This is a genomic window from Methylorubrum salsuginis (assembly GCF_900114375.1).
In the GTDB taxonomy this organism is placed as follows: domain Bacteria; phylum Pseudomonadota; class Alphaproteobacteria; order Rhizobiales; family Beijerinckiaceae; genus Methylobacterium; species Methylobacterium salsuginis.
In genome coordinates this window covers 145,645-167,709 of the sequence record NZ_FOSV01000002.1, presented here as the reverse complement: position 1 = coordinate 167,709, position 22,065 = coordinate 145,645, and the positions used below count along the sequence as shown (strand labels likewise).

Annotated in this window: 19 protein-coding genes and 1 tRNA gene; 5 read left to right on the top strand and 15 right to left on the bottom strand. The window is 67.6% G+C overall.

What is annotated here, in order from left to right; translation table 11 throughout:
* Nucleotides 1-4 precede the first annotated feature (4 nt).
* From nuoN to BM140_RS03440, 14 genes are all read right to left on the bottom strand, one after another.
* A complete protein-coding gene (nuoN, locus tag BM140_RS03505) occupies nucleotides 5-1,444 on the bottom strand; it encodes an NADH-quinone oxidoreductase subunit NuoN (protein ID WP_091942032.1) in 1,440 nt (479 codons plus the stop codon).
* Nucleotides 1,441-3,021: an NADH-quinone oxidoreductase subunit M gene (locus BM140_RS03500; protein WP_091942029.1), complete on the bottom strand. Its 1,581-nt coding sequence runs from the start codon at nucleotides 3,019-3,021 to the stop codon at nucleotides 1,441-1,443. Before BM140_RS03500 ends, nuoN begins: the two co-directional genes overlap by 4 nt.
* The gene (nuoL, locus tag BM140_RS03495) at nucleotides 3,021-5,150 is read right to left on the bottom strand and encodes an NADH-quinone oxidoreductase subunit L (RefSeq protein WP_091942027.1); all 2,130 of its coding nucleotides are present in this window, start codon (nucleotides 5,148-5,150) and stop codon (nucleotides 3,021-3,023) included. Before nuoL ends, BM140_RS03500 begins: the two co-directional genes overlap by 1 nt.
* 55 nt (nucleotides 5,151-5,205) lie before the next feature.
* Nucleotides 5,206-5,511 carry an NADH-quinone oxidoreductase subunit NuoK gene (gene nuoK / locus BM140_RS03490; RefSeq protein ID WP_003598182.1) on the bottom strand — a complete coding sequence of 102 codons (306 nt, stop codon included), beginning with the start codon at nucleotides 5,509-5,511 and terminating at the stop codon, nucleotides 5,206-5,208.
* Nucleotides 5,512-5,513: 2 nt separating this feature from the next.
* Nucleotides 5,514-6,134: an NADH-quinone oxidoreductase subunit J gene (locus BM140_RS03485; protein ID WP_091942025.1), complete on the bottom strand. Its 621-nt coding sequence runs from the start codon at nucleotides 6,132-6,134 to the stop codon at nucleotides 5,514-5,516.
* Nucleotides 6,135-6,258: 124 nt separating this feature from the next.
* Complete coding sequence (nuoI, locus tag BM140_RS03480; RefSeq protein ID WP_091942023.1) at nucleotides 6,259-6,747, bottom strand: NADH-quinone oxidoreductase subunit NuoI; 489 nt, start codon at nucleotides 6,745-6,747, stop codon at nucleotides 6,259-6,261.
* A gap of 13 nt (nucleotides 6,748-6,760) precedes the next feature.
* Nucleotides 6,761-7,783, bottom strand: coding sequence for an NADH-quinone oxidoreductase subunit NuoH (gene nuoH / locus BM140_RS03475; RefSeq protein WP_091942020.1), 1,023 nt, complete (start codon nucleotides 7,781-7,783; stop codon nucleotides 6,761-6,763).
* Nucleotides 7,784-7,794: 11 nt separating this feature from the next.
* Complete coding sequence (gene nuoG / locus BM140_RS03470; RefSeq protein ID WP_091942018.1) at nucleotides 7,795-9,861, bottom strand: NADH-quinone oxidoreductase subunit NuoG; 2,067 nt, start codon at nucleotides 9,859-9,861, stop codon at nucleotides 7,795-7,797.
* A gap of 34 nt (nucleotides 9,862-9,895) precedes the next feature.
* On the bottom strand, nucleotides 9,896-11,197 hold the full coding sequence (gene nuoF, locus BM140_RS03465; protein ID WP_091942016.1) for an NADH-quinone oxidoreductase subunit NuoF: 1,302 nt from the start codon (nucleotides 11,195-11,197) through the stop codon (nucleotides 9,896-9,898).
* Nucleotides 11,198-11,207: 10 nt separating this feature from the next.
* On the bottom strand, nucleotides 11,208-12,536 hold the full coding sequence (gene nuoE, locus BM140_RS03460) for an NADH-quinone oxidoreductase subunit NuoE (protein WP_091942014.1): 1,329 nt from the start codon (nucleotides 12,534-12,536) through the stop codon (nucleotides 11,208-11,210).
* Nucleotides 12,537-12,554: 18 nt separating this feature from the next.
* A complete protein-coding gene (locus BM140_RS03455; protein ID WP_091942012.1) occupies nucleotides 12,555-13,745 on the bottom strand; it encodes an NADH-quinone oxidoreductase subunit D in 1,191 nt (396 codons plus the stop codon).
* Between the two features lie 11 nt (nucleotides 13,746-13,756).
* On the bottom strand, nucleotides 13,757-14,428 hold the full coding sequence (locus BM140_RS03450) for an NADH-quinone oxidoreductase subunit C (protein ID WP_091942010.1): 672 nt from the start codon (nucleotides 14,426-14,428) through the stop codon (nucleotides 13,757-13,759).
* 10 nt (nucleotides 14,429-14,438) lie between these two features.
* On the bottom strand, nucleotides 14,439-15,026 hold the full coding sequence (locus BM140_RS03445) for a NuoB/complex I 20 kDa subunit family protein (RefSeq protein ID WP_091942008.1): 588 nt from the start codon (nucleotides 15,024-15,026) through the stop codon (nucleotides 14,439-14,441).
* Between the two features lie 49 nt (nucleotides 15,027-15,075).
* Nucleotides 15,076-15,441, bottom strand: coding sequence for an NADH-quinone oxidoreductase subunit A (locus BM140_RS03440; protein WP_091942006.1), 366 nt, complete (start codon nucleotides 15,439-15,441; stop codon nucleotides 15,076-15,078).
* A gap of 447 nt (nucleotides 15,442-15,888) precedes the next feature.
* Between BM140_RS03440 and BM140_RS03435 the strand changes: the two genes are divergently transcribed.
* Together BM140_RS03435 and BM140_RS03430 are read left to right on the top strand one after the other, a co-directional pair.
* Nucleotides 15,889-15,965: transfer RNA gene (locus BM140_RS03435), tRNA-Asp, on the top strand.
* Between the two features lie 181 nt (nucleotides 15,966-16,146).
* Nucleotides 16,147-16,635, top strand: coding sequence for a CAP domain-containing protein (locus tag BM140_RS03430; RefSeq protein WP_091942004.1), 489 nt, complete (start codon nucleotides 16,147-16,149; stop codon nucleotides 16,633-16,635).
* A 31-nt stretch (nucleotides 16,636-16,666) separates the two neighbouring features.
* On the opposite strand, the gene BM140_RS03425 is transcribed toward BM140_RS03430, so the two are convergent.
* A complete protein-coding gene (locus BM140_RS03425) occupies nucleotides 16,667-17,107 on the bottom strand; it encodes a pseudoazurin (protein WP_091942002.1) in 441 nt (146 codons plus the stop codon).
* Between the two features lie 345 nt (nucleotides 17,108-17,452).
* Between BM140_RS03425 and carB the strand changes: the two genes are divergently transcribed.
* From carB to BM140_RS03410, 3 genes are all read left to right on the top strand, one after another.
* Nucleotides 17,453-20,926 (top strand): carbamoyl-phosphate synthase large subunit, encoded by a 3,474-nt coding sequence (carB, locus tag BM140_RS03420; protein WP_091942000.1) that lies wholly within the window; start codon nucleotides 17,453-17,455, stop codon nucleotides 20,924-20,926.
* Nucleotides 20,927-21,053: 127 nt separating this feature from the next.
* Complete coding sequence (gene greA / locus BM140_RS03415; RefSeq protein ID WP_171015441.1) at nucleotides 21,054-21,530, top strand: transcription elongation factor GreA; 477 nt, start codon at nucleotides 21,054-21,056, stop codon at nucleotides 21,528-21,530.
* 17 nt (nucleotides 21,531-21,547) lie between these two features.
* On the top strand, nucleotides 21,548-22,039 hold the full coding sequence (locus tag BM140_RS03410; protein WP_091942681.1) for a hypothetical protein: 492 nt from the start codon (nucleotides 21,548-21,550) through the stop codon (nucleotides 22,037-22,039).
* The last annotated feature ends 26 nt before the right edge of the window (nucleotides 22,040-22,065 follow it).

Sequence of the window (22,065 nt, the reverse complement as noted above, 5' to 3'; positions counted from 1 at the left end):
GCCCTCAGAACAGGGACTTCGCGGCGCTGCCCGCCGCCGCCACCAGCGGGGCCGGGATCAGGAAGAACAGCACCACGACGACGCTGGAGGCCGCGAGCACGATGGCCGAGCCGGGCGGGATGCGCTCGTAGGGGGCCTTCGGCTCGTCGAAGTACATCACTTTGACGAGGCGAAGGTAGTAGAACGCGCCGACCACCGAGGTCACCACGCCGATCACCGCGAGCGTCACGAGGTCCGCCTTGATGGCGGCGGCGAAGACGTAGAACTTCGCGAAGAACCCGGCGAGCGGCGGGATGCCGGCCAGCGAGAACATCATCGCGGCGAGGCTGAAGGCCAGCCACGGATGGGTGCGCGAGAGACCCGACAGGTCGTCGATGGTCTCGAACATCCGGTCCTTGCGGCGCAAGCTGAGCAGCACCGCGAAGGCCCCGAGGGTCATGGCGAGGTAGATCACCATGTAGATCACGACGCCGCGGATGCCTTCTTCCGAGCCGGCGGCCAGCCCGATGAGGGCGTAGCCGACATTGCCGATGGAGGAATAGGCCATCAGGCGCTTGAGGTTGCGCTGGCCGATCGCCGCGAAGGAGCCGAGCGCCATGGAGGCGATCGAGACGAAGACGATGATCTGCTGCCAGACCGCGGTCACGTCCGGGAAGGCGCCGATGAACACGCGGACCGTCATCGCCATGGCGGCCATCTTCGGCGCGGAGGCGAAGAAGGCGGTGACCGGCGTCGGCGAGCCCTCGTAGACGTCGGGCGTCCACATGTGGAACGGCACCGCGGCGAGCTTGAAGGCGACGCCGGCCGCCACGAACACGATGCCGAGGACGAGGCCGAAGCTCGCCGGGCCGTTCAGCGCCGTGACGATGCCGGGGAACGAGACCGTGCCGGTGAAGCCGTAGACCAGCGACGAGCCGTAGAGCAGCATGCCGGACGAGAGCGCGCCGAGCACGAAATACTTCAGGCCCGCTTCCGTCGACTTCACGTCGTCGCGGTGGAAGGCGGCGATGACGTAAGCGGCGAGCGATTGCAGCTCCAGGCCGAGATAGAGGGAGATCAGGTCGTTGGCCGAGGCCATCACCATCATGCCGATGGTGCAGAGCACGATCAGGATCGGGTACTCGAACCGGTCGATGCGCTCGCGCTGGAAATAGTCGCGCGACAGCAGGATCGTAGCGGCCGAACCGATCAGGATCAGGGCCTTCATCACCCGGGCGAACGGGTCGGCGATGAAGGCGCCGTTGAGCGTCGTCACCGTGCCGGTCTGGGAGACCACGAGGAAGAAGGTGAAGATCAGCAGGCCCAGCGCGCCGAGATTGGTGCTCTCGGCCGAGCGCTCGCCGCGCCACGCGCCCCAGAGCACCAGCAGCAGCGCGCCGACGCTCAGGACGATCTCCGGCAGGACCGGCGTGATCGCCGGCAGGACGGACTGGATCGGGGTCATCGCGCGGCGGCCTCGATTTTCTGGGAGTTCTCGGGGGCGATCTTCTCCGCCGCCGCGAGCTTCGCCGCCTTGGCGGCGGCCTCCGCGTTCTGCGTGTTGGCGAGCGCCGTGCGCATGTTCTGCATCAGCGCCTCGGTCGAGGGCGCGAAGGTGTCGAGCACGGGGGCCGGATGGACGCCGTACCAGATCGTCAGCGCGACGAGCGGCGCGATGATGATTTTTTCCCGCAGGTCGAGGTCCAGAATGCCCTGGAGGTTGGGCTTCTCCAGCTTCCCGTAGATCACCCGTGCGTAGAGCCAGAGCGCATAGCCCGCCGAGAGGATGATGCCGAAGACCGAGAAGAACGCGACCGTGGGGTTGGCCTTGAAGGCGCCCATCATCGCTAGGAACTCGCCGACGAAGCCGGAGGTGCCGGGCAGGCCGACATTGGCCATGGTGAACACCATCATGGCAGCGGCGTAGAGCGGCATCCGCTTCACGAGACCGCCATAGGCGGCGATCTCGCGGGTGTGCATCCGGTCGTAGACGACGCCGACGCAGAGGAACAGCGCGCCCGAGACGATGCCGTGCGAGATCATCAGGAACAGCGCGCCCTGGATGCCCTGCTCGTTCAGCGTGAACAGGCCGAGCGTCACGAAGCCCATATGGGCGACCGAGGAATAGGCGATCAGCTTCTTGATGTCGGTCTGCATCATCGCGGTGAGCGAGGTGAAGATGATCGCGATCACCGACAGCGCGAAGACGAGGGGCGCGAACTCGGCAGAGGCGTCGGGCAGCATCGGCAGGGAGATCCGGATGAAGCCGTAGCCGCCCATCTTCAGCAGGATGCCGGCCAGGATCACCGAGCCCGCGGTCGGCGCCTCGACGTGGGCGTCGGGGAGCCAGGTATGGACCGGCCACATCGGCATCTTCACTGCGAAGGAGGCGAAGAAGGCGAGCCACAGCCACCATTGCAGGCCGACGGGGAAGCGATGCGCCAGCAGCGTCGGGATGTCGGTGGTGCCGGCCTCCCAGTACATCGCCATGATGGCGAGCAGCATCAGCACCGAGCCGAGCAGCGTGTAGAGGAAGAACTTGAAGCTCGCGTAGATGCGCCGCTTGCCGCCCCAGATGCCGATGATGAGGAACATCGGGATCAGGCCGGCCTCGAAGAACAGGTAGAACAGCACGAGGTCGAGCGCGCAGAAGACGCCAATCATCGTCGTCTCGAGCACGAGGAAGGCGACGAAGTACTCCTTCACGCGATTCTCGACCGAGAGCCACGAGGCGCCGATGCAGAAGGGCATCAGGAACGTGGTCAGCAGGATCAGCGGCATCGAGAAGCCGTCGACGCCGAGCTTGAACCGGATGTTCTCGGCGAGCCACGCGTGGCTCTCGACGAGCTGGAAGCTCGGGGACGCGATGTCGTAGCGGGCCCAGGCGGCGAGCGAGAGCAGGAAGGTGACGACGGTCGTGATGAGCGCGGCCCAGCGGGCGTTGCGCTTCACGGCCTCCGTCTCCTCCCCCAGGGTGAGGATGAAGGCGGCGCCCGCGAGGGGAACGATCAGGAGCCCGGAGAGAATGCCGAGGCCGAACATCAATGCGCTCCTCCGACCGCCGGCACGCCGGAGACGAGGTACCACGTGATCAGGCCGGCGACCCCGACGAGCATCACGAAGGCGTAGTGGTAGACGTAGCCGGTCTGGAAGCGGACCACGCCGCGGGTGACGTCGACCACGCGGGCCGAGATGCCGTCGGGGCCGAAGCCGTCGATGACGCGTCCGTCGCCCTCCTTCCACAGGAACAGGCCGAAGTTCTTGGCCGGGCGGACGAAGATCCGGTCGTAGATCTCGTCGAAGTACCACTTGTTGAGCAGGAAGCGGTACAGGATCGGCTGCGAGGTCGCGAGACGGTTCGGCAGGTCGGGCCGGCGCAGATACATCCAGAAGGCCAGCACGAAACCGAGCACCAGCATCACGAACGGCGCGTTGGCGACCCAGCCGGGCACGTCGTGGAGCTTGTGCATGATGCCGTTGCCGGAATCGTGCGGCAGCGCGTGGCCCCAGAACTTGTCCATGTCGTGCCCGATGAACCGGTCCTTGAAGATCAGGCCGGCGAACAGGGCACCGAAGGCCAGGATGGCCAGCGGGATCGTCATGACGAGCGGGCTCTCGTGCGGCTTGTGGGCGCCGTGATCGTCGTGGTGCTCGATCGCGCTGTGCGAGGCGGGCTCGACGTCGTGGCCGTGATCGTCGTGGGCGACGCCCTCGTGATGGCCGGGCTTGCCGTCGGCGTCGTGGGCGTGCGCCGCGTGGGCGTGGGCATGTTGGTCGTGCGCCGCGTGCGCGTGGTCGTCGTGACCGTGCGCCCCGTGGGCGACCCAGCGCTGCGGGCCCTCGAAGGTGAGGAAGAACAGGCGCCAGGAATAGAACGAGGTCATCAGCGCGGCGATCACGGTGGCGAGGAACGCCAGCACGTGGCCGGGGCGGTCCGACATGTAGGCCGCCTCGATGATCGCGTCCTTCGAGTAGAAGCCGGCGGTGAAGGGGAAGCCGATCAGCGCAAGCGTACCGATCGTCATCATCGCGGTGGTGAAGGGGATGTAGGGGCGCAATCCGCCCATGTTCCGCATGTCCTGCTCGTGGTGCATCGCGTGGATGACCGAGCCGGCCCCGAGGAACAGCAGCGCCTTGAAGAAGGCGTGGGTGAAGAGGTGGAACACGCCCGTCGCGTAGGCGCCCACACCCAGGCCGACGAACATGTAGCCGAGCTGCGAGCAGGTCGAATAGGCGATGACCCGCTTGATGTCGTTCTGCACGAGGCCGACGGTCGCCGCGAAGAAGGCGGTGATGCCGCCGATGACGGTGACGACGGTGAGCGCGGTCGGCGCCAGCTCGAACAGCGGCGACAGGCGGGCGACCATGAACACGCCGGCGGTCACCATGGTGGCGGCGTGGATGAGCGCCGAGACCGGGGTCGGGCCCTCCATCGCGTCCGGCAGCCAGGTGTGCAGCAGGAACTGCGCCGACTTGCCCATGGCGCCCATGAACAGCAGGAGGCAGGCGAGCGTCAGGGCGTGCCAGTCAGCCCCAAGGAAGTGGAACGTCGCGTCCTTCAGCTCGGGGGCCTTGGCGAAGATGGCATCGAAGCCCACGGATCCGGTGAGGACAAACACCAAAAAAATGCCGAGGGAGAAACCGAAATCGCCGACGCGGTTGACGATGAAGGCCTTCATCGCCGCAGCGTTGGCCGAGGGCTTCTCGTACCAGAAGCCGATCAGCAGGTAGGAGGCGAGGCCGACGCCTTCCCAGCCGAAGAACATCTGCACGAGGTTGTCGGCGGTCACCAGCATCAGCATGGCGAAGGTGAACAGCGACAGGTAGGCGAAGAAGCGCGGCCGGTGCGGATCCTCGTGCATGTAGCCGATGGAATAGACGTGCACGAGGGTCGAGACCGAGGTGACGACGACGAGCATGATCGCCGTCAGCGTGTCGACCTTGAAGGCCCAATCGACGGTGAGGTCGCCCGCCGAGAACCACTGCGCCACCGGCACGGTCTCGGCCCGGCCGTCGCCGGTGACGAGGAAGAAGACGCCCCAGGCGAGGAAGCAGGCGAAGCCGAGGCAGCCCGTCGTCACGAGCTCGCTCATCCGGGCGCCGATGGACCGGCCGAACAGGCCGGCGATCAGCGCGCCGATCAGCGGGAAGAAGACGATGGCGTGATACATGGGGGATCGTGCCTCGCAGCAGGCGGGACGAAGGGGCGGCTGTGGTGGAGAGCCGTCAGCCCTTCATCATGCTCACGTCTTCGACGGCGATGGAGCCGCGGTTGCGGAAGAACACCACCAGGATGGCCAGACCGATGGCGGCCTCGGCGGCGGCCACGGTCAGCACGAACAGGGCGAAGACCTGGCCGGTGATGTCGTTGAGATGGGTCGAGAACGCCACGAGGTTGATGTTGACCGCGAGCAGGATCAGCTCGACCGACATCAGGATGACGATGACGTTCTTGCGGTTGATGAAGATGCCGAGCACGCCGAGCGTGAACAGGATCGCGGCGACCGTCAGGTAATGGCTCAGGCCGATCATGTTCAGACCTCCACGCCCTGGCGGGACGGAACCTTGATGGTGTCGACGGCCATGGCCTGGGTGCGGGCGTTCTGCACCGAGATGTTCTGGCGCTTGACGCCGGCGCGATCCCGCAGGGTCAGGACGATGGCCCCGATCATCGCGACCAGCAGGATCAGGCCGGCGATCTGGAAGAAGTAGACGTAGTCCGTGTAGAGCACTCGGCCGAGCGCCTGGGTGTTGGTGAGGCTCTCGCCGTGGGCGGCGCGCCCGAGCGGCGCCTGGACGAGGCCCGGATCGAGGGTCCAGGTGCCCACCACCAGCAGCAGCTCGATCAGGAACACCGCGCCGATCAGCCCGCCGACCGGCAGGTAGCGCTGGAAGCCCTGCCGGAGGGCGGCGAAGTCCACGTCGAGCATCATCACGACGAAGAGGAACAGCACCGCCACCGCGCCGACATAGACGACGATCAGGATCATCGCCAGGAACTCGGCGCCCATCAGGACGAAGAGGCCCGCGGCATTCACGAAGGCGAGGATCAGGAACAGCACCGAGGTGACGGGGTTCCTGGCGGCGATCACCATGAAGCCCGAGGCAACGGCGAGGCCCGCGAAGAGATAGAAGAAGGCGGCGGCTGCGGTCATGCGGTTTTCAGCATCGGCCGCCCTCGCGGACGGCTCCCTTCTGCCTCGGTGGACCCTCGGCCGCAGGCGGCGGCCCGTCTATAGAACCCGGCCTTGCGGCGCACAATCGAAATGGCGCCCGCCTTTAGCGGTACGGCGCGTCGGTGGCGATGTTGCGGGCGATCTCGCGCTCCCAGCGGTCGCCGTTCGCGAGCAGCTTCTCCTTGTCGTAGAGCAGCTCCTCGCGGGTCTCGACCGAGAACTCGAAGTTCGGCCCCTCGACGATGGCGTCCACCGGGCAGGCCTCCTGGCACATGCCGCAATAGATGCACTTCACCATGTCGATGTCGTAGCGCGTGGTGCGGCGCGTGCCGTCGTTGCGGCGCGGGCCCGCCTCGATGGTGATGGCTTGCGCCGGGCAGATCGCCTCGCAGAGCTTGCAGGCGATGCAGCGCTCTTCCCCGTTGGGGTAGCGGCGCAGCGCGTGCTCGCCGCGGAAGCGCGGTCCGCGGTGACCCATCTCGAAGGGGTAGTTGATCGTGGCCTTCGGCTTGAAGAAGTACTTCATGGCGAGGACGAACCCCGACACGAACTCCTTCAGGAGAAGGCTTCTGGCGACCTGATCGAGCTTCACGGCGCGATCCTTCTCAAGCGCCCGGCGCGAGACCGGTGAGTTTCAGGACGAAGGCGACGACGACGACCGAGATCAGCGAGAGCGGAAGGAAGACCTTCCAGCCGAGCCGCATGAGCTGGTCGTAGCGGTAGCGCGGGACCATGGCCTTCACCATGGCGATCATGAAGAACAGGAAGCTCGCCTTGAGGGTGAACCAGATCACGCCGGGCACCCAGGTGAAGGGGGCGAACGGGATCGGCGAGAGCCAGCCGCCGAGGAACAGCACCGTGCCGAGCGCGCACATGGTCATGATCGCCACGTACTCGCCGAGCATGAAGAGCAGATACGGCGTCGAGGAATACTCGACCATGTAACCGGCGACCAATTCCGATTCGGCCTCGGGCAGATCGAAGGGCGGGCGGTTGGTCTCGGCCAAAGCAGAGACGAAGAACACGCCGAACATCGGGAACAGCCACAGCCAGTACCAGCCGAAGATGCCGAGCGCCGTGTCCTGCGCCATGACGATGCGCGAGAGGTTGAGCGAGCCGGCGCAGAGCAGCACGCAGATGATGACGAAACCGAGCGAGACTTCGTAGGAGATCATCTGCGCCGCCGAGCGCAGCGCGCCGAGGAAGGCGTATTTCGAGTTCGACGCCCAGCCGCCCATGATGACGCCGTACACGCCGAGCGAGGAGATCGCGAAGATGTAGGTGATGCCGACATTGATGTCGGCGATGGCCCAGCCGTCGGCGAGCGGGATCACCGCCCAGGAGGCCAAAGCCAGCATGGCGAAGACGAGGGGCGCCAGCAGATAGATCGCCTTGTTGGCGCCCGCCGGGATCACCGGCTCCTTCAGGACGAACTTCAAGAGGTCGGCGAAGGACTGGAACAGGCCCCAGGGCCCGACGACGTTGGGGCCGCGGCGCAGCTGCACCGCCGCCCAGATCTTGCGGTCGGCCAGCAGCGCGTAGGCGATGAAGACGAGGAGCGCCGCGAGCAGCACGAAGCTCTTCAGAGCCAGCAGCAGGACGGTGCCGAGCACTTCGAGGAAGGTCATCGAGGCGCCCCTTATTCCGCGGCTTCGAGCGCGCGGCCCCGGGCGAGCCCGGAGCACTCGGCGAGCACCCGCGAGGCGCGGGCGATCGGGTTGGTGAGGTAGAAGTCCGCGACCGGCGAGGCGAACGCCGCTTTTTCGGCGTTGCCCGGCAGCGCCGTCAGCTTGTCGAGGGTCGCCACAGCGTCCGTGGGCTCAACCGCGCCGACGGCGGCGAGATGCGGATGTGCGGCGTACATCGCCTTGCGCAGCGCACCCAGCGAATCGTAGGGCAGGCGCTTCCCGAGCACGTCGGAGAGCGCGCGCAGGATCGCCCAATCCTCGCGGGCATCGCCCGGCGGGAAGCCGGCGCGGTTGGTCATCTGCACCCGGCCTTCGAGATTGACGTAGGTCGCGCTCTTCTCGGTGTAGGCCGCGCCCGGCAGGATCACGTCGGCGCGGCTGGCGCCCGCGTCGCCGTGGGTGCCCTGATAGATCACGAAGGCGCCGGGCGGGATCGCCCGCTCGTCGGCGCCGAGGTTGAACACCACGTCGAGCGCGCCCGGCTCCAGCATCTGCGAGAAGCCAAGGCCCCCCTCCCCCGGCACGAAACCGAGATCGAGCGCGCCGACGCGGGCAGCCGCCGTGTGCAGCACGCCGAAACCGTTCCACTCGGCCGTGACCGCGCCGATCTCCTTGGCGAGCGCTGCCGCCGCCCCGAGCGCGCCGAGCCCGCCCTCGCCGACGATGATCAGCGGGCGCTCGGCCTTTTTCAGGATGTCGAGGAAGCTGTGCTCGCCCTTGCCCAGCGAGCCGAGGGTGTCGGGGCCGGCGCCGAGATAGGTGTAGGGGTAGGTGAGGTCGGGCTGCTCGTCGAGGATCAGGCCGACGGCGAGCGGGGCCATGCGCCAGCGCTTGCGGATGCGCACGTTGAGCAGCGAGGCCTCGGTGCGCGGGTTGGTGCCGACGAGCAGGATCGCGTCCGCCGCCTCGATGCCGGGGATGGTCGGCCCAAAGGTGTAGGCGGCCCGGCCCCAGGCCGGATCGATCGCCTCGCCGGTCTGGCGGCCATCGAGGTTCGTCACGCCGAGCGAGCCCATGAGAGCTTTCAGCGCGAAGATTTCCTCGGCGCCCGCGAGGTCACCGACCAGCGCGCCGACGCGCTTGGGGTCGGCGCCCTTCAGCCGGGCGGCGATGGCGGCAAAGGCCTCGCCCCAGGAGGCCGGGCGCAGGCGCCCGTTCTCGCGCAGGAACGGACGGTCGAGCCGCTGCAGGCGCAGGCCGTCCACCACGTGGCGCGTCTTGTCGGAGATCCACTCCTCGTTGATCTCCTCGCTGATGCGCGGCTCGATCTGCATCACCTCGCGGCCGCGGGCATCGACGCGGATCGCGGAGCCCACCGCGTCCATCACATCGACGGACTCGGTCTTGTGCAGCTCCCACGGGCGCACGTTGTAGCTCTGCGGCTTGTGGACCAGCGCGCCGACCGGGCAGAGGTCGGCGACGTTGCCCTGAAGCTCCGAGCCCATCGCCTGTTCGAGGTAGCTCGTGATCTCCATGTCCTCGCCGCGGCCGATGGCGCCGAGGTCCGGCACGCCGGCCACCTCCGCCAGGAAGCGGACGCATCGGGTGCAGTGGATGCAGCGGTTCATCGCCGTGCGCACCAGCGGGCCGATATACTTCTCTTCGACCGCGCGCTTGTTCTCGTGATAGCGGGTCGAATCGACGCCGTAGGCCATCGCCTGATCCTGAAGATCGCAATGGCCGCCTTGGTCGCAGATCGGGCAATCGAGCGGGTGGTTGATGAGGAGGAACTCCATCACCCCCTCGCGGGCCTTCTTCGTGAGCCCTGAGCGCGTCAGCACCTCCGGCGGCTCGCCGTTCGGCCCCGGCCGGCAATCCTTCACCGCGTAGGCGCAGGAGGCCACGGGCTTCGGCGCGCCCTTCAGCTCGACGAGACACATGCGGCAATTGCCGGCAATCGACAGCCGCTCGTGGAAGCAGAAGCGCGGAATCTCCGCGCCCGCGATCTCGCAGGCCTGGAGCAGGGTGTAGTCGGCCGGGACATCGACCTCGGTGCCGTCGACGAGGATTTTGGTCATCGTTGTATCTCGACGTTGAGCATCGGAGCGGCGGTCACTCCGCCGCCATCGGCACGGCATCGGAATGCGGGTTGGCGCTGTACTGGTCGATCCGCTTCTCGATCTCCGGCCGGAAGTGGCGGATGAGACCCTGGATCGGCCACGCGGCGGCGTCGCCCAACGCGCAGATGGTGTGGCCCTCGACCTGCTTGGTGACTTCGAGCAGCATGTCGATCTCGCGCTTCTGCGCCCGGCCCGCGGCCATGCGGGTGAGCACGCGCCACATCCAGCCGGTGCCCTCGCGGCAGGGCGTGCACTGGCCGCAGGACTCGTGCTTGTAGAAGTACGAGATGCGGGCGATGGCGCCCACGATGTCGGTGGACTTGTCGAGCACGATCACGGCCGCGGTGCCCAGCCCCGAGCCGAGGTTGCGCAGGGTGTCGAAGTCCATCTTGGCGTCGATGATCTGCTCGGCCGGCACCAGCGGCACCGAGGAGCCGCCGGGGATCGAGCAGAGCAGGTTGTCCCAGCCGCCGCGCATGCCGCCGCAATGCTTGTCGATCAGCTCGCGGAAGGTGATGCCGAGCTCTTCCTCGACGTTGCAGGGCTTGTTGACGTGGCCCGAGACGCAGAACAGCTTGGTGCCGGTGTTGTTCTTGCCGCCGAGGCCTGCGAACCACGCGCCGCCGCGGCGCAGGATCGTGCCGGCCACCGCGATCGACTCGACGTTGTTGACCGTCGTGGGGCAGCCGTAGAGGCCCATATTGGCCGGGAACGGCGGCTTCAGCCGCGGCATCCCCTTCTTGCCCTCGAGGCTCTCGATGAGGGCCGTCTCCTCGCCGCAGATATACGCGCCCGCGCCGTGGTGGACGTAGATATCGAACGGGTAGTCGTGAACGTTGGACTGGCCGACGAGTCGGGCCGCGTAGGCTTCGTCCACCGCGCGTTGCAGCGCGAACTTTTCAGCCACGTACTCGCCGCGCAGGTAGACGTAGCAGGCATGCGCGCCCATGGCGAAGGAGGCCAGCATGCAGCCCTCGATCAGGAGATGCGGATCGTGCCGCATGATCTCCCGGTCCTTGCAGGTGCCCGGCTCCGACTCGTCGGCGTTGACCACGAGGTAGTGCGGGCGCCCGTCGGACTTCTTGGGCATGAACGACCACTTGAGGCCGGTCGGGAAGCCGGCGCCGCCGCGACCGCGGAGCCCCGAGCCCTTCATCTCGTCGATGATCCAGTCCCGGCCCTGGTCGAGCAGGAACTTGGTGCCGTCCCACGCGCCGCGCTTCTTCGCCGCCTCGAGATCGGGCGAGTGCAGGCCGTAGAGGTTGGTGAAGATGCGGTCCTGATCGGAGAGCATGGTCTGGTCCTCAGCCCTTCGTTCCGGCGAGGTCGGCGGCTTGGCTCACCCAGTTCTCGCGGTCGATGCGACCGGGGAAGGCGAGGTAGGCGCCGACCCAGGCGACCTGCTGCGGGGTCCAGGCGGCGATCTGGTCGTAGTGCCAGATGCCGAGACCGTTGAGCCGGGTCTGGTTGGCCGGGCCGATGCCGCGGATCTTGGTGAGATCGTCCGGCCGGTCGCCGCGGGCCGCGGGCAGGCCCTTCGGCCGCTCGCCCGCCGCGTCGGCGCGGGCTTCGGGATTGGCGGCCTGAGGCACCGCATCGTCGGCGCCGTCGGCCGCCGGGTGCTGCGGCGGCTCGGTGCGCAGCGCCGCGTCCTCGGCGAGCGCACGGGTCTCGGCGTCGGGCGTCTCGGTCTTGGCCGGGGGCTCGCCCGCGGCGGCACGCTCGGCCGGCGAATCGAGCGCCGGGCTGTCGCCGGGCCGCGCCGCCGCGGTCTTGGCCTGCGAGGTGCCGCGCTCGGACGCCTCGGCCTTGTCGGATTCGCGAACCGGTGTCTCACCCGCGGCGACGCGCTGGGCCGGGCCGTCGGTCGTGCCCTGCTCGACCGGGCGACCGGCCTGCGGACGGGCGGGCTTGGCTTCCGTGGCGGCGCGCGCCTCGGACGATTTCGCCTCGTCCTGCTTGACCGCTTCCTCGTCCTTCGTCGCCTCGAAGCGCTTGCGCCACGCGCCGACGCGGGAGCCGTCGAACAGGGTCGGATCGGTCAGCGTGTTGACCGCGTCCTTCGGCTCGGACGAGACCCGGCCGACCTGCGAACCGATCTTCACCGGGTTGCCCGCGGCGAGGTCGTCCATGAGCTTGTTGAGGCTCTCCGGCGTCAGGTCCTCGTAATAGTCCTGATTGATCTGCACCATCGGGGCGTTGCAGCAGGCGCCCAGGCACTCGACTTCGAGCCAGGAGAAGTTGCCGTCGGCCGAGACGTGGCCGGGCGGCCCGAGGCGCGCCTGGAGCGCCGCCTTCAGTTCCTTGGCCCCGCAGCAATCACACGGCACGGTGCCGCAGAGCTGGATCCAGAAGCGCCCGACCGGCTCCAGGGCGAACATCGTGTAGAAGGTCGCGACCTCCAGCACGCGGATATGCGGCATGCCGAGCTGATCGGCGACCGCCTCGATCGCCTTCTGCGGCAGCCAGCCGCCGTTCTGCTCCTGCGCCTTCCACAGCAGCGGGATCACGGCCGAGGCCTGACGCCCCTCCGGGTATTTTTCGATTTGGCCGCGGGCCCACTCGGCGTTCTCAGGGGAGAACGCGAAGGATTGGGGCTGCTCGGCGGCGGGGGCTAATCTGCGGTTGGCCATGACGTCCGACGCGTTCCCTCAGCGGTCCACTTCACCGAACACGATGTCGAGCGTGCCGAGCACGCAGGACACGTCGGCCAGGAGGTGGCCGCGGCACATCCAATCCATTGCCTGAAGGTGGGCGAAGCCCGGCGCGCGGATCTTGCAGCGGTACGGCTTGTTGGTGCCGTCCGAGACCAGATAGACGCCGAACTCGCCCTTCGGCGCCTCGACGGCCGCATACACTTCACCCTCGGGGACGTGGAAACCCTCGGTGTAGAGCTTGAAGTGGTGGATGAGCGCTTCCATCGAGCGCTTCATCTCCCGGCGCGGCGGGGGCGCGAACTTGCCGTCGGTGGAGGCGATCGGGCCCTGGCCCGCAGGCTCGCGCAGCTTGGCGCAGCACTGCTTCATGATCTTCACCGATTCCCGCATCTCTTCCATGCGGATGACCTGCCGGTCGTAGGTGTCGCCGTTCTTGCCGACGGGGATGTCGAAATCCATCTCCTCGTAGCACTCGTAGGGCTGCGACTTGCGCAGGTCCCACGGGATGCCCGAGCCGCGCACCATCACGCCGGAGAAGCCCCAGGCCATCGCCTCGTCCTGAGTGACGATGCCGATATCGACGTTGCGCTGCTTGAAGATGCGGTTGGCCATGACGAGGTCGTCGAGGTCCTGCACCACCTGAAGGAAGGGGTCGCAGAACGCGTCGATGTCGTCGATCAAAGCGGGCGGCAGATCCTGGTGGACGCCGCCGGGGCGGAAGTAGTTGGCGTGGAGGCGAGCGCCCGAGGCACGCTCGTAGAAGATCATCAGCTTCTCGCGCTCCTCGAAGCCCCAGAGCGGGGGCGTGAGCGCGCCGACATCCATCGCCTGGGTCGTCACGTTGAGGAGGTGGGAGAGCAGCCGCCCGATCTCGCAGAACAGGGTGCGGATGAGCTGGGCGCGCCGCGGCACCTCGATGCCGGCGAGCCGCTCGATCGCGAGGCAGAAGGCGTGCTCCTGATTCATCGGCGAGACGTAGTCGAGCCGGTCGAAATAGGGCGTCGCCTGGAGGTAGGTCTTGTGCTCGATCAGCTTCTCGGTGCCGCGGTGGAGCAGGCCGATATGCGGATCGACCCGCTCGACCACCTCGCCGTCGAGTTCGAGCACGAGGCGCAGCACGCCGTGCGCCGCCGGGTGCTGCGGCCCGAAATTGATCGAGAAGTTGCGGATGTTGTGTTCAGACATGCCCGCTTCCTTCAGCTCGACTTCTTCTCGTCGCCCGGCAGCACGTAATCCGTGCCCTCCCACGGCGACAGGAAGTCGAAGTTCCGGAACTCCTGCGTCAACTTCACCGGCTCGTAGACGACGCGCGCCTCGTCCTGATCGTAGCGGACCTCGACGAAGCCGGTCAGCGGGAAGTCCTTGCGCAGCGGATGCCCCTCGAAGCCGTAATCGGTCAGCAGCCGACGCAGGTCGGGATGGCCCGAGAACAGGATGCCGTAGAGGTCGTAGGTCTCGCGCTCGAACCAGTTGGCGGCTGGAAACACCGTGATCGCCGACGGCACCGGGGTCGCGGCGTCGGTCTGCACCTTGACCCGCACCCGCATGTTATGGCGGAGCGACAGCAGGTGGTAGACGACATCGAACCGCCGCGCCCGCTGGGGATAGTCGGCGCCGCAGATGTCGATGAAGCAGCGGAAGGCGCAGGCCGGCTCGTCGCGCAAGTAAGTCAGCGCGTAGACGATGTCGCTGCCCTGCACGTTCAGCGTCAGCTCGCCGAAGGCGACCGTCCAGTCAGTGACCGCGGGGCCCAAAGCGCCCGCGATCCGCTCGCCCATGGCGCGCAGCGCCTCGTCGCCCTGCGCGGCCGCGACGGTGCCGCGCAGCACGATGCCGTTGGTGGTGACGGCGGAGGTGGTCTCGCTCATCGCCTACTCCTCAGCGCTCGATCGTGCCGATGCGGCGGATCTTCCGCTGCAGCAGCAGGACGCCGTAGAGCAAAGCCTCGGCCGAGGGCGGGCAGCCGGGAACGTAGATGTCCACCGGCACGACCCGGTCGCAGCCGCGCACCACCGAATAGGAATAATGGTAGTAGCCGCCGCCGTTGGCGCAGGAGCCCATCGAGATGACGTAGCGCGGCTCCGGCATCTGGTCGTAGACCTTGCGCAGGGCCGGGGCCATCTTGTTGGTCAGCGTGCCGGCGACGATCATCACGTCGGACTGGCGTGGGGAGCCACGCGGGGCGAAGCCGAAGCGCTCGCAATCGTAGCGCGGCATCGACATCTGCATCATCTCGACGGCGCAGCAGGCGAGCCCGAAGGTCATCCACATCAGCGAGCCGGTGCGGGCCCAGTTGATGAGCTCGTCCGCGCTGGTGACGAGGAAGCCGCGGTCGGCCAGCTCGTCATTGATCGAGAGGAACATCGGATCGGTGGCGCCGATGGGCCGGCCGGTCGCGGGATCGATGATCCCCTTCGGCTGGGGCGCGATCTCGGGCGCGCGGGAGAAAGTCGGGTTCAGGGCCATCTCTGCCTCTGAGCGAGGAAACGAAGGGCGACGTCGGACAGGCCGGAGCCTAGTCCCATTCGAGGGCGCCCTTGCGCCACTCGTAGACGAAGCCGACGGTGAGGACGCCGAGGAAGACCATCATCGACCAGAAGCCGAACCAGCCGAGCTCCCCGAACGTGATCGCCCAAGGGAACAGGAACGCGACTTCGAGGTCGAAGATGATGAACAGGATCGCCACGAGGTAGAAGCGCACGTCGAACTTCATGCGCGCGTCGTCGAAGGCGTTGAAGCCGCACTCGTAGGCCGAGAGCTTCTCCGGATCGGGGCTCGAATAGGCCACGATGAACGGCGCGACGAGGAGCGCCACGGCGATGAACAGCGAGACGCCGATGAACACGATGAGCGGAAGATAGTCCGCCAGCAGGCCGGTCATGCCGAACCCCTCGTTTCGTTGCGCGGGAGGATCATGGAAGTGCCCTCGCGTCGACGCCTGGCCGCGGAGAGAAATCCTCCCGATGGAATTCCTCCAATGCCAGACTGGGCGCCGGGCGAGGCTTAGACGAGGCCCCCGACCGAGACAAGGGCATTGCGCGTCGCACAATCGCCCCATGCGGCAGCGGACGGCCAAGCTGGTATACCAGCGCATGGGGCGTCCCCGCCGCACGCATGAGATGCGACGGCCGCGCGACCGGATAAAGCGTCGCGCACACATACGCGCGACTCCTGCTCCACTTCACGAACCGGTTCCGAGCAGATCGGAAGCCAGCTGCAGACCAAAATCGCGAAAGGGCGATTCCGTTGCTTGACAGCTCGGGGCGCCCCACCTAAACCCCGCCTCGTCGCCGGCAGCGAGGCCAGCCCCTCCGGCAGACACCAAAGCGCGGGCGTAGCTCAGTCGGTTAGAGTGCCGGCCTGTCACGCCGGAGGTCGCGGGTTCGAGCCCCGTCGCCCGCGCCACTTTTATTCCTCGTCATGCTGTTCGATGGCCCGTGGGCCCGCCCTTGCGCGCGCCGGCTTCGACTGTTGCGTGCCCGCCACCCTGCGGCGTCGCCCGGCCGATCCGTCCGTTTCGCCGCGGTTTCGCCGCATCGGCCGATGAAGGGCCCGGCGCCGTCCTTCCTCATTCCCTGAACCGCCGATGCCGCCCCTGCGCCCTGCCTCCGCCGTCCTGCTCCTCGCGCTCACCCTGGCCGGTTGCGGCGGCTCGCCCGTGCTGGAGGCGAACCTGCCGACGGTTCCGGTCATCCTCGACGAGGGGGCGGCGGCCGAAGCGATCTCGCGCTACCGGGCGCAGCACGGGCTTTCGCCCGTCACCATCGATTCGCGGCTGATCCGCGCCGCCTCGTTCCAGGCCGGCGCCAATGCCCGGGCCGGCCGGCTGAGCCACGAGATCGCCGGCAGCTTCGACAGCCGCATGGCGAGCGCGGGCTTCGGCAGGCGCTATGCGAGCGAGAACCTCAGCGCCGGCTCCGAGACCTTCGATCAGGTGCTCGCCCGCTGGAAGGCCTCACCCGAGCACAACCGCAACATGCTGATGCCGCAACTGCGCCGAGTCGGCATCGCCCGCGTCGATGCGCCGGGCACCCGCTACAAGCGCTTCTGGGCGCTGGTGATGGCGGCCGACTGACCGGCCGCCTCCTTCCGTTCGCGCTTCGCGCTCACTGCGCCTGGGCGAAGAGCGGATCGAACCGCTTCTGCGCGAGCTTGCTGTGCGTGACGGCCTTGGCGGCCTCGAGGTTGTCGCGCTTGTCGCCGACGACCACGAGGGCGACCATGCCCATCATGTAATGCGGCGAGCATTTGAAGCCGTAGACGCCCTCCTTGTCGAACGTGACCACCGCCTCCTGGCCGACCGTCGTCTTCACATAGTCAGCACCGTCGGGGGCCATGCCCTTGATGGTCTCGACATTGTGCCCCTTGTCGGTCGGCACGAACTTGATGCTGTCGCCGGGCTTCAGTTTCACGAAGGCGGGGTCGAACACCATCATTCCGCCCGGTCCGCTGTTGAGGGTCTTGACCACGACCTCCTCGGCGGCGGCCGGCAGCGCCGCGAAGGCCACGATCAGGGCCACCGCGGCCAAAAGATGCTTCGATGCCATCGCTCGTTTCCTCATAATAATTCTCATCGAGATCGACGTCCTGCGCCGATATTGGCTCGATATCGTTTCGCAATCGAAACATCAAACGTCCGATTATATTTGATAAATCGAATAATTATACCTTGAGATAGCTCGATCGATCGAACCGTTCCGGCTCCTCCGGCGAGCCCGGCAGCCTGCGCCACCGCGGCAGGGGACATTCGGGAGCCGCCCTTTCAAACCTGGGCGGCCGGGTGTAAACGCGGGGCTTAACGATCATCCAAGACGCCCGATCCCCTCGGGCGCCCCTCGAAGGAGGCGGCGCGCGGGGGTGCGAGCGCGCGCGAAAGGCCGAAAAGGCGCTCCATGCCGAAACGCACCGACATCTCCTCCATCCTCATCATCGGTGCGGGGCCGATCATCATCGGACAGGCCTGCGAGTTCGACTATTCCGGCACCCAGGCCTGCAAGGCGCTCCGCGAGGAGGGCTACCGGATCGTCCTGGTGAACTCGAACCCGGCGACGATCATGACCGACCCGGAGATGGCCGACGCCACCTATGTCGAGCCGATCACTCCGGAGGTCGTGGCCAAGATCATCGAGAAGGAGCGGCCCGACGCCCTCCTGCCGACCATGGGCGGCCAGACCGCACTGAACTGCGCGCTCTCGCTCAAGCGCATGGGCGTGCTCGAAAAGTTCGGCGTGCAGATGATCGGCGCCACGGCGGAAGCCATCGACAAGGCCGAGGACCGCAACCTCTTCCGCGACGCGATGACGAAGATCGGCCTGGAGACGCCGAAATCCGAACTCGCCAACGCGTCGGCCGCCAAGAAGGCCGACCGCGAAAAATACCTCGCCGAGACGGCGCGCATCGAGGCCGCCAACGCCGATCCGGCCGCCCGCGCGGCGGCGCTCGCCGAGTTCGAGCGCGCCTGGACCAACGGCGAGGGGGATCGCCGCCGCCGCTACATCGAGCACGCGCTGGGTCAGGCCCTGATCGCGCTGGCCGAAGTCGGCCTGCCGGCGATCATCCGCCCGTCCTTCACCATGGGCGGTACGGGCGGCGGCATCGCCTATAACCGCGAGGAATTCCTCGAGATCGTCGAGCGCGGCATCGACGCCTCGCCGACCAACGAGGTCCTGATCGAGGAGAGTGTGCTCGGCTGGAAGGAGTACGAGATGGAGGTTGTCCGCGACAAGGCGGACAACTGCATCATCGTCTGCTCGATCGAGAACGTCGATCCGATGGGCGTCCATACCGGCGATTCGATCACCGTGGCGCCCGCGCTGACGCTGACCGACAAAGAGTATCAGGTGATGCGCGACGCCTCGCTGGCGGTCCTGCGCGAGATCGGCGTCGAGACCGGCGGCTCGAACGTGCAGTTCGCCATCGATCCGGCCACCGGCCGGATGATCGTCATCGAGATGAATCCGCGCGTCTCGCGCTCGTCGGCGCTGGCCTCGAAGGCGACCGGCTTCCCGATCGCCAAGGTCGCGGCCAAGCTCGCCGTCGGCTACACCCTCGACGAGATCGCCAACGACATCACCGGGGGCGCGACCCCGGCCTCGTTCGAGCCGACGATCGACTACGTCGTCACCAAGATCCCGCGCTTCGCGTTCGAGAAATTCCCCGGCGCCGAACCGACGCTGACCACCGCGATGAAGTCGGTGGGCGAGGCCATGGCCATCGGCCGCTGCTTCGCGGAGTCCTTGCAGAAGGCCCTGCGCTCGCTGGAGACCGGCCTGACCGGCCTCGACGAGATCGAGATCGAGGGCCTCGGCAACGGCGACGACCACAACGCGATCAAGGCCGCGCTCGGCACGCCGACGCCGGACCGCCTGCTCAAGGTCGCCCAGGCGATGCGCCTCGGCGTCGGCCACGAGGAGATCCACGCCTCCTGCAAGATCGATCCGTGGTTCCTGGAGCAGCTTCAGGCCATCGTCGATCTGGAGAACCGGGTGAAGGCCCACGGCCTGCCGACCACGCCCGGCGCCTTCCGGCAGCTCAAGGCCGCGGGCTTTTCCGACGCGCGGCTGGCCGTGCTGGCGAACACCGAGGAGGACGCCGTGCGGGCCGCCCGCCGCGGTCTCGGGGTGCGCCCGGTCTTCAAGCGGATCGACACCTGCGCCGCCGAGTTCAAGGCGCCGACCGCCTACATGTACTCGACCTACGTCGCCCCCTTCGCCGGGACGGTCGCCGACGAGGCGTACCCCTCGGACAAGAAGAAGGTCATCATTCTCGGCGGCGGCCCGAACCGGATCGGCCAGGGCATCGAGTTCGATTATTGCTGCTGCCACGCCTGCTTCGCGCTGACGGACGCCGGCTACGAGACCATCATGATCAACTGCAACCCGGAGACGGTCTCGACCGACTACGACACCTCCGACCGGCTCTACTTCGAGCCGCTGACCGCGGAGGACGTGCTGGAGATCATCGAGACCGAGCGGCAGGCGGGCCAGTTGCACGGCGTGATCGTGCAGTTCGGCGGCCAGACCCCGCTCAAGCTCGCCCGCGCGCTGGAGGCCGCGGGCGTGCCGATCCTCGGCACCTCGCCCGACGCCATCGACCTCGCCGAGGACCGCGACCAGTTCAAGCGGCTCCTCGACAAGCTCGGCCTCAAACAGCCCAAGAACGGCATCGCCTACTCGGTCGAGCAGAGCCGGCTGGTGGCGGCCGAACTCGGCCTGCCCTTCGTGGTGCGCCCGAGCTACGTGCTGGGCGGACGCGCCATGGCGATCATCCGCGACGAGGCGCAGTTCGCCGAGTACCTCCTCGGCACCCTGCCGAGCCTGATCCCGTCCGACATCAAGGCGCGCTACCCCAACGACAAGACGGGGCAGATCAACACGGTTCTGGGCAAGAACCCGCTGCTGTTCGACCGCTACCTGTCGGACGCGACCGAGGTCGACGTGGACGCGGTCTGCGACGGGCAGTCGGTGTTCATCGCCGGCATCATGGAGCACATCGAGGAGGCCGGCATCCACTCAGGGGATTCCGCCTGCTCGCTGCCCCCGCGCACGCTCTCGCCGGAGCTGATCGAGGAGTTGGAGCGCCAGACCAAGGCGATGGCGCTCGCCCTCAAGGTCGGCGGCCTGATGAACGTCCAGTACGCGATCAAGGACGGCACCATCTACGTGCTGGAGGTGAACCCGCGTGCCTCGCGGACCGTGCCCTTCGTCGCCAAGGTGATCGGCGAGCCCATCGCCAAGATCGCCGCGCGGATCATGGCCGGCGAGCGCCTCGACAGCTTCGGCCTCAAGCCGAAGAAGCTGGACCACATCGCGGTCAAGGAAGCGGTGTTCCCCTTCGCCCGCTTCCCCGGCGTCGACGTGCTGCTCGGACCGGAGATGCGCTCGACCGGCGAGGTGATCGGGTTGGATGCCGGCTTCGGCGTGGCCTTCGCCAAGAGCCAGCTCGGCTCCGGGACCGCGGTGCCGCGCACCGGCACGGTGTTCATCTCGGTGCGCGACGACGACAAGCCGCGGGTGCTGCCGACCATCCGGCTGCTGTCGGAACTCGGCTTCACCATCCTGGCGACCGGGGGCACCCAGCGGTATCTCGCCGACGAGGGCATTCCGACGGGCCGCATCAACAAGGTGCTGGAGGGCCGCCCCCACATCGTCGATGCGATCAAGAACGGCGAGATCGCCCTCGTCATCAACACCACCGAGGGGGCGGGCGCGCTGTCGGACTCCCGTTCGCTCCGGCGGGCGGCCCTCTTGCATAAAGTGCCGTACTACACCACTCTGGCCGGCGCGATGGCGGCCGCCGAAGGGATCAGAGCCTATCTCGAGGGCGATCTTCGGGTGCGGGCTTTGCAGGAATACTTCGCGGCCTAAATACCTCCGGCGCGCGAGGGGTCCGGCGGACAGGGCGCCTCGCGGCCCGAACTTTCAGCCGATTTCCGGCCCGGAAGGAGCTCATCGCTCCCGCCGGGCCTCTTCATTGTGGCGCGAGACCATGAGCATCGACAAGGTTCCGATCACGATCCGCGGCTACGCAGCCCTCGAAGAGGAGCTGAAGCATCGCCAGCAGGTGGAGCGGCAGCGCATCATCCAGGCGATCTCCGAGGCGCGCGCGCTGGGCGACCTGTCCGAGAACGCCGAGTACCATGCCGCCAAGGAGGCCCAGTCCCACAACGAGGGCCGGGTGCTCGAACTGGAGAGCATGATCGCGCGGGCCGAGATCATCGACACGGCGAAGCTGTCGGGTGCGAAAATCAAGTTCGGCGCGCGCGTCAAACTCCTCGACGAGGACACCGAGGAGGAGAAGACCTACCAGATCGTCGGCGAGCCCGAGGCGGACGTGCGCGAGGGCCGCGTCTCGATCTCCTCGCCGATCGCCCGCGCCCTCATCGGCAAGGGCGTCGGCGACACCGTCGAGGTGACGACGCCGGGCGGCGGCAAGTCCTACGAGGTCGTCGCCGTCGAGTGGGGCGCCTGACGCCCATGAAAACCCTCCTGCGCATCCCCGGTCTCGCCGCTCTGACGGGCCTCGTCCTGCTCGCGGGGCCGGCCTTCGCACAGGATTTCGGACGCCTGGGCGGCGTCTCGGTCGATGTGCGCCCGCTCGCCGCCCAGGGCGGCGGGTTGCAGACGGAGGCGTTGCGCGCCGACCTGACCGCGGCGCTCCGCCAAGCCTTCGGCGACCGGATCGTGCGCGGCGCGCCGACCCTGGTGGTGCGGGTGAGCGGCCTCTCGCTCAATCCCTATGCCGGCGCGCAGGGCGCGAGCCGCGGCAGCTTCGGCGGCGGCGGCGTCACCGACTATCTCGACGGCGAGGCTTTGCTCGTCGGCCGCGACGGCGCGATCCTCGCGCGCCATCCCCAGCTCTCGGCCCTGCCGGCGAGTTCGGGCGGCGCGTGGTACGATCCGGCCTCCGAGCGGCGGCGGGTCGCGGCGCTCGCCGAGCATTACGCCGCTTGGCTGCGCCGCCAGCTTCCGACCCAATAGGCCGATACCAGTTCTGAGGACGTGCG